16 protein-coding genes are annotated in these 12,993 nt (G+C 42.3%); 8 read left to right on the forward strand and 8 right to left on the reverse strand.

Annotated features, from left to right (window positions below):
- Window positions 1-475: 475 nt before the first annotated feature.
- Together NP165_RS18185 and NP165_RS18190 are read right to left on the reverse strand one after the other, a co-directional pair.
- Window positions 476-766 (reverse strand): type II toxin-antitoxin system RelE family toxin, encoded by a 291-nt coding sequence (locus NP165_RS18185; protein ID WP_005377002.1) that lies wholly within the window; start codon window positions 764-766, stop codon window positions 476-478.
- Window positions 756-1,004 (reverse strand): type II toxin-antitoxin system Phd/YefM family antitoxin, encoded by a 249-nt coding sequence (locus tag NP165_RS18190; RefSeq protein ID WP_040528287.1) that lies wholly within the window; start codon window positions 1,002-1,004, stop codon window positions 756-758. Before NP165_RS18190 ends, NP165_RS18185 begins: the two co-directional genes overlap by 11 nt.
- A gap of 749 nt (window positions 1,005-1,753) precedes the next feature.
- Here NP165_RS18190 and NP165_RS18200 point away from each other — a divergent pair.
- The 6 genes from NP165_RS18200 (at window position 1,754) to nadS (ending at window position 4,310) form a co-directional block, all read left to right on the forward strand.
- Window positions 1,754-2,176, forward strand: coding sequence for a GNAT family N-acetyltransferase (locus tag NP165_RS18200; RefSeq protein WP_193297996.1), 423 nt, complete (start codon window positions 1,754-1,756; stop codon window positions 2,174-2,176).
- Between the two features lie 144 nt (window positions 2,177-2,320).
- Window positions 2,321-2,767 (forward strand): GNAT family N-acetyltransferase, encoded by a 447-nt coding sequence (locus NP165_RS18205; protein ID WP_053316779.1) that lies wholly within the window; start codon window positions 2,321-2,323, stop codon window positions 2,765-2,767.
- A gap of 210 nt (window positions 2,768-2,977) precedes the next feature.
- Window positions 2,978-3,229: a type II toxin-antitoxin system Phd/YefM family antitoxin gene (locus tag NP165_RS18210; protein ID WP_017038856.1), complete on the forward strand. Its 252-nt coding sequence runs from the start codon at window positions 2,978-2,980 to the stop codon at window positions 3,227-3,229.
- A complete protein-coding gene (locus tag NP165_RS18215; protein ID WP_257085870.1) occupies window positions 3,219-3,506 on the forward strand; it encodes a type II toxin-antitoxin system RelE family toxin in 288 nt (95 codons plus the stop codon). The genes NP165_RS18210 and NP165_RS18215 overlap by 11 nt, the downstream gene beginning before the upstream one ends.
- A 301-nt stretch (window positions 3,507-3,807) precedes the next feature.
- Window positions 3,808-4,029: a type II toxin-antitoxin system RelE/ParE family toxin gene (locus tag NP165_RS18220; protein WP_197942595.1), complete on the forward strand. Its 222-nt coding sequence runs from the start codon at window positions 3,808-3,810 to the stop codon at window positions 4,027-4,029.
- Entirely contained in the window at window positions 4,026-4,310 is a 285-nt protein-coding gene (gene nadS, locus NP165_RS18225) for a NadS family protein (protein ID WP_069502211.1), read from the forward strand. Before NP165_RS18220 ends, nadS begins: the two co-directional genes overlap by 4 nt.
- A gap of 1,525 nt (window positions 4,311-5,835) precedes the next feature.
- Here the strand turns inward: nadS and NP165_RS18235 are convergent.
- Together NP165_RS18235 and NP165_RS18240 are read right to left on the reverse strand one after the other, a co-directional pair.
- Complete coding sequence (locus NP165_RS18235) at window positions 5,836-6,789, reverse strand: IS1595 family transposase (RefSeq protein ID WP_257085860.1); 954 nt, start codon at window positions 6,787-6,789, stop codon at window positions 5,836-5,838.
- A gap of 341 nt (window positions 6,790-7,130) precedes the next feature.
- Complete coding sequence (locus NP165_RS18240) at window positions 7,131-8,042, reverse strand: toll/interleukin-1 receptor domain-containing protein (protein WP_248419187.1); 912 nt, start codon at window positions 8,040-8,042, stop codon at window positions 7,131-7,133.
- A 264-nt stretch (window positions 8,043-8,306) separates the two neighbouring features.
- Between NP165_RS18240 and NP165_RS18245 the strand changes: the two genes are divergently transcribed.
- On the forward strand, window positions 8,307-8,699 hold the full coding sequence (locus NP165_RS18245; protein WP_257085886.1) for a hypothetical protein: 393 nt from the start codon (window positions 8,307-8,309) through the stop codon (window positions 8,697-8,699).
- A 142-nt stretch (window positions 8,700-8,841) separates the two neighbouring features.
- On the opposite strand, the gene NP165_RS18250 is transcribed toward NP165_RS18245, so the two are convergent.
- The 4 genes from NP165_RS18250 to NP165_RS18265 form a co-directional block, all read right to left on the reverse strand.
- Entirely contained in the window at window positions 8,842-9,126 is a 285-nt protein-coding gene (locus NP165_RS18250; RefSeq protein WP_257085885.1) for a hypothetical protein, read from the reverse strand.
- A 668-nt stretch (window positions 9,127-9,794) separates the two neighbouring features.
- A complete protein-coding gene (locus NP165_RS18255) occupies window positions 9,795-10,109 on the reverse strand; it encodes a helix-turn-helix domain-containing protein (protein WP_140139434.1) in 315 nt (104 codons plus the stop codon).
- Complete coding sequence (locus NP165_RS18260; protein WP_140139435.1) at window positions 10,096-10,428, reverse strand: type II toxin-antitoxin system RelE/ParE family toxin; 333 nt, start codon at window positions 10,426-10,428, stop codon at window positions 10,096-10,098. The genes NP165_RS18255 and NP165_RS18260 overlap by 14 nt, the downstream gene beginning before the upstream one ends.
- Before the next feature lie 795 nt (window positions 10,429-11,223).
- Window positions 11,224-11,436: a hypothetical protein gene (locus NP165_RS18265; RefSeq protein ID WP_025553613.1), complete on the reverse strand. Its 213-nt coding sequence runs from the start codon at window positions 11,434-11,436 to the stop codon at window positions 11,224-11,226.
- A 261-nt stretch (window positions 11,437-11,697) separates the two neighbouring features.
- Between NP165_RS18265 and NP165_RS18270 the strand changes: the two genes are divergently transcribed.
- Entirely contained in the window at window positions 11,698-12,651 is a 954-nt protein-coding gene (locus NP165_RS18270) for an IS1595 family transposase (protein WP_257085860.1), read from the forward strand.
- Window positions 12,652-12,993: the final 342 nt, after the last annotated feature.

Consider the following 12,993-nt stretch of genomic DNA (forward strand, 5'->3'; position numbering starts at 1 on the left):
GTACCTAAAGCAGAATGTTTAGGGCTAATTTTCGTGTGTTTGGCTAGGTTTTTGTATTTCAATTTCTAACTATTTGGATTTGTGAAAATCGAAAATTGGTTTCTTGTGTGATTGGGTTTTCTGTTTCGTAAGCTTATTTGGGTGTTGAAAGTCAGTTCGGTTAAATTATCTGTCCAAAAGAGCTTTTTGGTGTTGTTAGCCCGTTTTCTACCGCGTTGTATGTTCCAAGTGGTTTCAGTGACAGGCGCTTTGACACTACGCCTGATTTGAGTGTTCCAAAACACGTAAAGCTAGTGTTGGAAAAGCGGTAATAAACTCCAAATCAAAGCCTTGGGTCTGGCAACTAACAAAGCATTTAAGAGGGACAGTCAACGCGTGGCGGGTTTGGTTTAAATCTTGGCACATGTGTTTACGGTGTTAAATTGAAGTTTGGTGGTGGCGCGTTGCTGCCCCTTAATGCGGCGTTATACCGCAATCAATCATCTAACCTTTTCATGGCTTTACGGTAAACATCGCTACGTTCGCGTTTTCCGACTGCTAAGACGGTTACAATGATGACATCGTCTTCAACTTTGTAGACGAGACGGTAGCCAGATTGACGCAACTTAATTTTATACATGTTGTCAGCTCCAGAAAGCTTTGAAGCCGGAACATGTGGGTTATCTAAGCGTTCTATCAGCTTTTTCTTAAATTGTTGTTGCAGAGTAGAGCCAAGCTTTTTCCACTCTTTGAGTGCGCTCTTTTTAAAGTCGAGTTTATAGGTCATCAATATTTACCGAAATGCTCTCTTCAGATTCACGCTCCTTAGCGATAGCTAGTAGTTCAAGATCTTCGAGTTTGTCCATCATCATTTCGTACGCCTCGGCAGGTACACAATAAAATGCGGGCTCATTTCGGTTTAATACAGCAACAGGTTCGCCATAAGCACTAGTTGCAACTTTCATAGGGTTAGCTTTCAACTCGGTAATGCTTGCAGCAACATCGGCTAAAATTCTAGCGGTCATATAATCGGTCTCTTAAGTGGTCTTTATGTTGGTCATTTTAGCCTCAACAAAGCGGTATAACAAGTTGCTTAAGAGTGATTCGCAACGCGAGGCATTTTTACTATGCGTCGGCTTATGTGTTTAAGGTATTATGCGGAGGCTAAGGTATTGCGTTGCTCACACCTTAGCAAGGCGTTAGGCGACGGGCAGGAAAGTTTCTTGTTCTCATCTTCTTAGTTTTCTTTAAGTATTCGTTTTACTAAGTCGGCAATTCAACATTGTCGGCTCGAATTCTTGAACCTCTCCAGCCGTAAAACATGCCAATGTTCGTGGGTTGCCTCATTGGTTTTTGGAGACGGTTAGTGGCGAGTTTAACTGGCTCAAAGCGTGGCAAGGGCAAGTCAACTGAAGCTTTCGAATTTGCTGTTAGTTTGCAGCTTTGGGTTTCTCGGGTTCAAAACCTTCTTTGTTGCTAGAGGTCTGCATTTCGTGCTCGTTTGAATCTTGGCTGAAACATAGTGATATTTGTGGTTTTTGAATCACAAAAAGTCTGTGTGTATTTGGTTGGTAATAGGGTTTCAGGTAATCTGCTTTCGAAACCACTTAAACATTGGTGGGAAACATCGCCTAACAAAGCGTTTAAGGCGGACTCACAACGCTTTGCGGTTTTGGTTTAAGTTGAATTTAGTGTTTAAGGTACAATAGTTTAAGTTTGGTGGTTAGCGTTGTTCACCACTTAACGCGGCGTTAGCCGTCAAAATGGAGAAAACATGGAAGTCCAATTTTTAGAGAAAAACTCTGATTATGCTTTAGCAATGGAAGTGTTATTGCAACTTCGCCCAAACTACGATTTAGACTCTTTGACTACCCAAGTTGAGAAGCAGCAATTAAATGGCTATAAAGTCGTTTACGTTAAATCATCAGAAGGTGTACTTGCTGTTGCTGGTTTCAGTGTTGGTGAAAAGCTATCGTGGGGTAAGCATATCTACATCGAAGACTTGGTGACGAACTCTCAATTTCGCTCACGAGGTGTAGGTAGTTTTCTCATCAATTGGTTTAAATCATATGCGTTAGAAATAGGTTGTGAGCAAATCCATCTAGATTCTGGTGTCCAGCGTTTCCCTGCACATAAGTTCTACTTGCGCGAAGGCTTTAATATTGCAAGTCATCATTTTTCAATCGTTGGCGTCTAAACGGCTAACAAGGCGTTCAAGAGGGACAGTCAACGCGTGGCGATTTTGTCTCAAGTTTTGGTATTTGTGTTTACGGTGGTAATTTGAAGTTTAGTGGTAACGCGTTGCTGCCCCTTAACGCGGCTTTATGTGCTTGGAGGAAAAATGCAATATATCGAAGTCAAAAGTAGCCAGATTCCGCTAGATTTGCTGCTTGAAGCTGATCCTTCTGAAGCGAGTATTTCTTCATATTTATCCGATTCATGGTGCTTTGCTGCACTAGATAATGGGCGTGTTTTAGCTGCTTGCATAGTGAAGCCACAAACCAATAGGCTGGCTGAGATATTCAATGTCTCTGTATATCCAAAGTTACAAGGTCAAGGTGTTGGTTCTGAATTGCTTAAGTCAGTTCTGTCTCAGCTATCAAATAAGGGAATCTCTCGTGTTGAACTGGGTACAGGCACCTTTGGCTATCAACTGACTTATTATCAGCGTCTTGGCTTTCGGGTTGACTCAATCGTCAAAGATCACTTTTTGCTGAATTATCCAGAGCCAATCTATGAAAATGGTATTCAACACAAAGACATGCTGAGATTGTACGCACAACTTTAGTACGCACATAACAAAGCATTTAAGAGGGATTCACAACGCTTGGCAGTTTTGGTTTGAATTGGCTTAAGTGTTTACGGCACAATAGCTTAGGTTGGGTGGTGGCGTTGTTCACCCCTTAATGCGGCGTTATGCTACTTACATAAACCTCTAGCTATGACTTAAAAAGAGAGCTAAAATTAGCACTGATTTAAATGCTTAATTGGTGTTCTTATGAGACAAGTTTTGGCTGATTGTTCAGCAAGTATTTCTGAACTTAAGAAAAACCCAACCGCTTTGCTAAATGAAGCCGATGGTTCTGCTATTGCTATTTTAAACCACAATAAGCCTGCTGCTTATCTTGTTCCTGCGGAAACTTACGAGTTTCTAATGGATATGCTAGATGACTATGAGCTTGCCAAGCTAGTTGAAAGCCGTCGCGGTGAACTGTCTGAAGCTGTGGAAGTTGATATCGATGACTTATAGACTTAAATTTCTGCCTGCTGCAAAGAAAGAGTGGAGCAAACTAGCTCCACCAATCCAAAGCCAGTTTAAAAAGAAACTTAAAGAACGTCTCGAAAATCCGCATGTCCCATCTTCCAAGCTTCGTGGCTATGACTCTGTTTATAAGATCAAACTGCGCACAGCAGGCTATCGCTTGGCTTATGAAGTCATTGATGACGAAATTGTCGTGTATGTGTTAGCTATTGGAAAGCGTGACAAAGATGCCGTGTACAAAAAGCTCGCATCAAGGTTTGCATGAAACAGTAGCATAACAAAGCGTTTAAGACGGATTCACAACGCTTGGCATTTTTGGTTTGTATCAGCTTAAGTGTTTACGGCACAATGGTTTAAGTTAAGTGGTTGCGTTGTTCACCACTTAACGCGGCGTTATGTGTGTTAATCAATAATTTGCCAAAAGTAATCCATTGGATTACACTTCAGCTATGCATACAATCGTTGAATTACCCTAATATAAGAAACGAGTTGAGAAACTCCTTTCTGAAGACGAGAACAAACAAATCATCAGCTACTTAGCTGAGCACCCTAAAGCAGGTGTGCTAATGCAAGGTACAGGTGGAGTTCGTAAGCTAAGATGGGCAAAAGAGGGCGGTGGTAAAAGTGGTGGTGTGAGAGTTATTTATTACTACCACAGCGAAGAAATACCACTGTTTATGCTTTCTCTCTTTGGTAAAAATGAGAAAGCAAACCTATCTAAAGCTGAATGTAATGTTCTTAGTAAACTAACCAAAATACTTGCAGATAGTTACAGGAGGCAATCATGACTAATGCATTTGAAAGTATCCAGCAAGGTCTAATGGAAGCCATTGAATTTGCCGAGGGTGAAACTAAAGGGGCTACTGTCCATAAGTTTGCCCCTGTTGACGTAAAAGCTGTGCGTAATAATGTTGCAATGACACAAGCTGAATTTGCATCTACTTTTGGTATTAGCCTTGGCACATTGCGTCACTGGGAGCGTGGAGACAGAACTCCAAGAGGCCCAGCATTAGTGCTACTAAATGTACTTGCGAAAGACCCTCAAGCGGTGATTAGGGCTCTTACGTAACCAAACACATAACAAACAATTTAAGAGTGATTCCCAACGCATGGCATTTTTCATTCCATCGTTGGGTTTTGTGTTTAAGGTGGTCTGGTTAAGTTTCGTGGTAGCGTTGCTCACACCTTAATTGGGCGTTAGTTGCCAACGAGGAAAAACATACTTAAAGCAGAATGTTTAGGGCTAATGCCCGTGTGTTTTTGGCTGGTTTTTCGTATTTCAATTTCTAGCCATTTGGGTTTGTGAAAATCGAACTTTGGTTTCTTGTGCGATTGGATTTTCTGTTTCAGACGCTGATTAGCTTGTTGAAAGTCAGCTCGGTTAAATTATCAGTCCAAAAGGGCTTTTTGGTGTTGTTAGTCCGTTTTCTACGGCGTTGTATGTTCCAAGTGGTTTCAGTGACAGTTGCTTTGAAACTGCGCCTGATTTGAGTTTTCTAAAACACGTAAATCTAGAGTTGTCAAAGCGGTAACAAGCTTCAAATGAAGGTGTTAGGTCTGGCAACTAACAAAGCATTCAAGAGGGACAGCCAACGCGTGGCGAGTTTGGTTTAAATCTTGGCATCTGTGTTTACGGTGTTAAATTGAAGTTTAGTGGTAGCGCGTTGCTGCCCCTTAATGCGGCGTTAGTCGCCAGAAAAAGCTAGCAGTCAAAATCACGTTTCTAAGCTTAAAATTTGGCTGATGATCGTTTGATACGCAGGTGTGTCGGCGATGCTCAAAACTCAGTTTCAACTGTTTCAAGTCCAAAGTTTTGTAAGTGTCCTAGCGGTTGTTTTGTCCATTGGTGCTGACAGAGCAGGGCAATCGATAGTCTGTTTTTTGGTTGCAACTCCGATCGGTGAGTTTGTTGGGTACAAAAGCCGATTTACTCGCTGAAATGACGTTTTCTCTGGTGTTGTAAGTTCCACGTGGTTTCAGTGACTTTGTTGAAAGTCCGCACTGTGAGATTGGCTTTCCAAAAGCGCTTTTTGGTGTTGTCAGTCCGTTTTCTGCGGCGTTGTTTGTTCCAAGTGGTTTCATTGACTAGCCGCTTTGAGACTACGCCTGACTTAAGTGCATCAAAGCACATAAAGTTTGTTGTTCGCAAAGTTTAGTTCGGCTTAAAATTGTCGCTCGGTGCCTCGCGACTAACAAACTGCTCAAGAGGGATTCACAACGCGTGGCATTTTTACTATGCGTTGATTTTAGTGATTAAGGTGGTTTGCGGCGGCTTCGGTATTGCGTTGCTCACCCCTTAGCAGGGCGTTAGCTTTCAGGGAGGTACATTTGACAATTATATCTGTTTCGGAAGATGTACCTTTAGCGTACTACAATTTGATTCTTACTTTTGGAGCAACTCTCTGTGCGCTATCTTTTATATATTTGGTGATAACTCAAAAATATACAGTAGCGAAAAATGCGATATTCACCATTTTTCTGTTTTCCTGTTTTTACTATTTGGCGTTCTCACTTGTAGATAAATTCTATGAGTTGTCTTTAAATGGTGATTACATTGAGTTGAAGTATGCTCCGCCTAGCAAAGATAAACCTGATTACCACCGACTTTCAGCTAGTCTAAGCAACCTGTCTGGCATCGGAGGAGCCTCAACAGCCGCTCTGAGCAAAGCACTCACCATTTTCTCTAAGCGGTATCGATGATTAAACCTAAAACAAAATTCGGCCAAGTACCTGGGTAAATGCTTCTTCCTCAGCGCATGATAAGTCCCGTGTAGCGAGTTCTTCACGTTACTGAGCATGGTATCTACCCAATGAAAGTACTTGTCTTGCAACTCCTCTAAATCTTCGGCGGTACTTTTCGTTTCAACCTCATGATAAATATCGGCTTTCACAAGCCCGTCAAAACAGGACAAACCGTCTGATATCGCTAGGGTTTTAGGCGCAACATGCTTACGGGCCCACTTCGTGATTTCCGCTTTCTCTAAGCGCTTCACCACACTCATTCGCATATAAACGGGATGGTAATCTTCATTTAAGGCGACCGCGGCGACCAACGGTGTTTTCTTTGGTGAGCCTCTTCCTCGCTTCTGTCCCTTTGTTCTGCCGCCCCAATACGCATCATCGAGCTGAATAATATAGTCAAGCGGCTGTTTATCATCATTTTCCTTCATGGCTTGCATCAGTTTGTGCTTAAGCCTCCAAGACGCGTTATAAGAAATCCCAAGGTGCCGCGAGAGTTCGAGCGCCGACACGCCGTTTTTGGCTTGAGTGAGTAAGTAAATGGCGAGAAACCAGACCGTTAAAGGAAGCTTTGTATTCGACAGCAGGGTTCCGGAAGTGATAGACGTCTGCTGATGGCAGGAGTGACATTGATAGAGTGCGCGGGATTGGAGTTGGCAATGGTGCGTAGAGTGGCAGTTAGGACAAATATATCCATTTGGCCACCGTATGTTAAACAGCCGCTGATAACATTGTTCTTCCGTACCATACAGGCGCATAAATTCATGTACTGAGAGACCTTTTTGAAATTGAATGAGATTCTTTGCCATGCTCAATCCTCCATCCAGATACTCTAATTATAGACGCTCCACGTAACTGAAAGTTAGTGGTAATCAGGATATAATTTGGCGTGTCCACATAATTATTGGCCCCTATCTTTTAGCACCACATGCTCCAGAACCTAGAAATATTTACTTTGGATTGAGGATCAGATACTTATTTAAGTTAGCTTACTTGAAGCTCAGCCTGATACTTGCGTCTGCACGCATTCGTATAACGCCCGCTTAAGTGGTGAGCAACGCTACCACAATACTCAATTATTGCACCGTAAACACAAAAGCTAAATCAAACTAAAACCGCCGAGCGTTGCGAATCCGTCTTAAAGCGTTTGTTAAGCTTCTGTTCCCATGACTACTTCTCGCAAATCATTAGCAATATCTTCAATACTGCTTATGGACGTATTTAAGGCAACTTTGTCTGCGAGACTAGGGCTGAAATTCAAGACGTCATCTTTTGTTACTTTATGCCAGATCGGTAGAATCATTTTATGGCCATTCATTTCACGAGCCACCATTGAATCCAGTTCATACTGCGTCCAGTTCTTTTTGCAAAATGCAGATGAAATGATCACCGTTCCATACTTTGAATTAACCAAACCTTTGTCTATGCTTTTACGCAGGCTATCCCCTACTTTTAACGTAAATTCGTCGTACCAAACTTTAACTCCCATATGCTCTAACGTTTCTGCAAGAGGCCGAACAAATTCCTCTTTATCTTCAGATGCATGAGAGATAAATAAATCATATTCAACTTCTGAGATACTAACCTCGTTGCCATTTGATTGCACATGTTCAGCTTGAGCAGCCAGCTCTAACGTACGAGCAATTTCTTCTTGTAGTTTTTTCTGATGAGCAATTTGATCTCGTTGAATCCTCTTTTCTGATTCTAATAGTCGTTTTTGCTCACGCTCTTGAGCTTGCTGCTGTTTCTTAACTTCTTGTTCCTGCTTTTTGCTAAGCTCTTGACGGGCTTTTAATAGTTTACCCTCAACGTCTGAAAGCTTTTTGAAAAACTCAGCTTTTTTTGCTTGAGCTTTGGAAATGTCAGACTCTTTTCGAGCTATATCAGCCATTTTACTTTTCAGCATAGAAACCGAAGTATTTTTATTTATCCCTCGCTCAATTTGTGAAATTTTAGTTTTAAGATCAGCTTCTTTTTTACTTTCAAGGCTAACTTTATGTTGTAGGTTTGCTTGCTCACGTGCCAGTCGATTAATAGTGCTAGTTGTTGATGAAATTGTCATATAGCCCCTACTGTATTATTGGATTAAGACATTAATTTATATGGTGTTATTAGGCGGCATTTTCAATGCTATGATCTGGTTAAAGAAGCTTAACGCCGCGTTAAGGGGCAGCAACGCGCTACCACCAAACTTCAATTTACCACCGTAAACACCGATGCCAAAACTTGAGCCAAACTCGCCACGCGTTGACTGTCCCTCTTGAACGCTTTGTTATGTTGCTGTTCTAAAGTACAATCGCCGGCCTTACAACACGAGCGACCAACGATGCTATTTAACAACGATATCGACGAAATGATTAGCTATTTAGAACGTTTCTGTAAAGAACCGCATATAAAAGCACTAGATAACGTTTCAGACGAGCAAGTTAACCTACTTCTCGATTTTTTAACGCTTGCCCACAAGTTAAAGTGCGATATCTACGCTACTAACAACCTGAACAGTTCTCACTTTATCGGGGTCGGCGTCTTCGCTTTAACCCAAGACAGAGCTCCTCAGGGCAACTTATTTCTTAAAGTTAAATTCGACCGTATTTACCTTTCATTTGAATTAGATAGCTGTAATGAAGAGAACCTTTTAACGCCAGTCCGAGTGATTGATGCACTCGTCTATCTAGCTGAAAAAGATGGTCACGCTCTATTACCTGAAAACTATAAGTAATGGAAGCGACATAACGCCGCATTAAGGGGCAGCAACGCGCCGCCACCAAACTTAAATTTACCACCGTAAACACAAATACCAAGATTTAGACCAAACTCGCCACGCGTTGACTGTCCCTCTTGAATGCTTTGTTATATGTACTTTACATCTCTGCATCATGGATTGGCTGACCTACAGCCAAAGTCAATTTAGAACATAAAACGGTAACCCAGCCTAACCAAAGTTGATTGCCAACATTGCCAGTTACAACAAGACCACTAGGCTCACTAGAAACAACAATATAGTTCTCGTCTCCGTATTGCCCATACCAGGCAGGATATTGGGAATCCGATAACCATCCATCCAATCCAGAATAAATTTCCATTATTCTCTCGGCATTCTGATGGATTAATTCGAAAGTAAGATTTAAAGTAATTGATTTTTCCATATTTCTACTCGGTATCAAATTCCCTGAGGTACATATAACGCCGCGTTAAGGGGCAGCAACGCACTGCCACTAAACTTCAATTTGCCGCCGTAAACACCTATTCCAAGATTTGAGCCAAACTCGCCACGCGTTGACTGTCCCTCTTGAACGCCTTGTTAGCTTATTTAATGCAAGCCATTGTATATCAAAAAACTGACCTACTACACTATGAAGTAGGAGCTTAAGACAGACAACTGAGCCGAATTTACAGGTTTGAGCTTTGAATTACCTTGAACTAAACCAAAACCGCCGAGCGTGGAGACTCACGGAACTTCACACACAAAAGCTGACATTTGAATTGCTTGATTTCACACGACGACTTTGTCACTTACACCTAGCGAGGCGATGCTTGAATTTGCACCGCCTTAATATCAAACCGATAACCGATAACCGATATAGCTTAGATAGGAGCAAGACGAGTACTAGACAAAACATTGCCAGAGCACGATATTTCGGTTTAGTTCGGAGCTAGACACTTGCTATAAGATTCTGATTTTTAGAGAGTAAGCTAACGCCGCGTTAAGGGGCAGCAACGCGCTGCCACCAAACTTCAATTTACCACCGTAACCACCGACACCAAAATTTGAGCCAAACTCGCCACGCGTTGACTGTCCCTCTTGAACGCTTTGTTATAGCTCAGCGATGTGCGACAGAGTTTCTGGATGACGCTGAACCAGTTTTAAAAGGGTTACGGCTTGCCCATTTGGTGCGCTACGCCCTTGCTCCCAGTTCTCTAGTGTGCGAGATGAGGTATGTAACAAACGAGCAAATACACCACGCGACATATTAAACTGCTCACGAATACTCACAATTTCATCGGGTGAGATATTTAACTCACTGATGTCGTTAACTTGATGTGTTTTAAGGGTAAGCTTACCCTCTGAGTGCTCTTTAGCCTCGGTAAGAGCTGAACTTAACTCTGCAAATAGATCACGATTGCTCATTACGCCACGCCTCCATAAAAGCTTTTAACTGTTTCTTTTGGTCTGCGGTTAAATCGGACATTTCGTTCTTGCCATAAATTGTCAGCAAGTAGAAACGTCGCTTTTCATCGAGGAAGTAATAGATAACACGAGAGCCACCACGCTTGCCCTTACCTTTACTTGCAACTCGAATCTTTCGCAAACCACCTGTACCTTGAATGACGTCACCCTGTTTTGGGTTAGACATTAACTCAGCTTGGAAAAGTCTAAACTCTTCATCACTGAGGTATTCACTACGGTACTTTTCAAATATGGTTGATTCGACAAATACACTTTTCATACGCAAAGTATACGCAAGTGACGTACAGATAGCAAAACTATACGTGATTAACGTAGTTATTATCATTTGAGGTGCAGATCTGTACTGAGCTATAACGCCCAATTAAGGGGTGAGCAACGCTACTACCCAACCTAAAGCATTGTACCGTAACCACTAAAATTGAAGTAGAAACAAAAATGCCAAGCGTTGGGAATCCCTCTTAAATTGTTTGTTATGTTTTACCACAAACACATGATTTACTTGAGAAAGAACTGCTGTTTCTAACTAGTTTTCTGAAGCAAACCGCACGGTATGAGCCGACTTGGCCTTCAGATGCGCCAAACCTTGAGCGCATAAGGCCACTTCCCTGCCCAATGAGGCAACTCGATAAACGTTCAACAAGCGCCCTCTCTTTCCAACCAAAGCGACTTTAAGCCAACTAAACAAGAACCCAACCGACACGATCTGCAAATGAAGCAACCCACGAATATTGGCATGTTTTACGGGCTGAGAAGTTCACGAAATTGAGCCGACAATGCAGATTTGCTGAGACAACTCGGACCAACTGCCAAAGGGGCAAAGAACATAGACCGAAGATGCTTTAAGACACTGAAATACAAGTAAACATAACGCCGCGTTAAGGGGTGAACAACGCAAGCCACCCAACCTAAATTATTGTGCCATAAACACAAAAGCTAAACTTAGAACTAAAATTGCCAAGCGTTGAGAATCCCTCTTGAACGCTTTGTTATGTTCGTAGCTATTTGAAACCACTGATATTTACATAACTAGGTCTGAACGATGCAACAGACTTGCTCAAGCTAGGTGCTGCAACACTTCAATTTGAATGTCTCTCAGTAAGTTTTGAGTATGCTCCGACTGTAAATTAAGTTCGCACCAGCCATCAGTTCCCATATATTCAGCAGAAATATAGCTGATATTTTTAATACCACTTTCATTGTTGAGGATTCCAGATAGTCGGAAAATACCTAATTTTGTGTGGATTCTGCTAATTTTGAAGTTTTCCATAAACCTCCAAGAACATAACGCCGCGTTAAGTGGCGAACAACGCGACCGCCTAACCTAACAATTACGCCCTAAACACTAAACCCAATTTGAACTAAAAATGCGAAGCGTTGAGAGTCCGCCTTAAACGCTTTGTTATGCGACTGACTCTAGGAGGATATCTCTAACTTTCATTAGTGCAAAGCCCAAAAGGTTTCCTGATTACCACTAACTTTCAGTTACGTGGAGCGTCTATAATTAGAGTATCTGGATGGAGGATTGAGCATGGCAAAGAATCTCATTCAATTTCAAAAAGGTCTCTCAGTACATGAATTTATGCGCCTGTATGGTACGGAAGAACAATGTTATCAGCGGCTGTTTAACATACGGTGGCCAAATGGATATATTTGTCCTAACTGCCACTCTACGCACCATTGCCAACTCCAATCCCGCGCACTCTATCAATGTCACTCCTGCCATCAGCAGACGTCTATCACTTCCGGAACCCTGCTGTCGAATACAAAGCTTCCTTTAACGGTCTGGTTTCTCGCCATTTACTTACTCACTCAAGCCAAAAACGGCGTGTCGGCGCTCGAACTCTCGCGGCACCTTGGGATTTCTTATAACGCGTCTTGGAGGCTTAAGCACAAACTGATGCAAGCCATGAAGGAAAATGATGATAAACAGCCGCTTGACTATATTATTCAGCTCGATGATGCGTATTGGGGCGGCAGAACAAAGGGACAGAAGCGAGGAAGAGGCTCACCAAAGAAAACACCGTTGGTCGCCGCGGTCGCCTTAAATGAAGATTACCATCCCGTTTATATGCGAATGAGTGTGGTGAAGCGCTTAGAGAAAGCGGAAATCACGAAGTGGGCCCGTAAGCATGTTGCGCCTAAAACCCTAGCGATATCAGACGGTTTGTCCTGTTTTGACGGGCTTGTGAAAGCCGATATTTATCATGAGGTTGAAACGAAAAGTACCGCCGAAGATTTAGAGGAGTTGCAAGACAAGTACTTTCATTGGGTAGATACCATGCTCAGTAACGTGAAGAACTCGCTACACGGGACTTATCATGCGCTGAGGAAGAAGCATTTACCCAGGTACTTGGCCGAATTTTGTTTTAGGTTTAATCATCGATACCGCTTAGAGAAAATGGTGAGTGCTTTGCTCAGAGCGGCTGTTGAGGCTCCTCCGATGCCAGACAGGTTGCTTAGACTAGCTGAAAGTCGGTGGTAATCAGGATTTGGTATTGTCGGCTAAAATTCTTGAATCTCTTTGGCCGTAAAACATGCCAAGGTTCGCGGGTTGCCTCATTGGTTTTAACAGTCGCTTGGGTGTGAGTTTAACTGGTTCAAAGTGTGGAAAGGGCAAGTTAATCGATGCTTTCGTTTCTGCTATTAGCTCGTAGCTGTTACTTTCTCTGGTTCAAAAACTACTTAGTCGCTGCAAATTCGCATTTCGTGGTCGTTGGAATTGTGGCTGAAACATAGTGAGTTTTGTGGTTCTTGAATTACAAAAAGTCAGTAGGTGTTTGGTTGCTTATTTGGTTTCGGGTAAACTGCTTTCAAAACAACTTAA

It is taken from the genome of Vibrio japonicus (assembly GCF_024582835.1).
GTDB lineage: Bacteria > Pseudomonadota > Gammaproteobacteria > Enterobacterales > Vibrionaceae > Vibrio > Vibrio japonicus.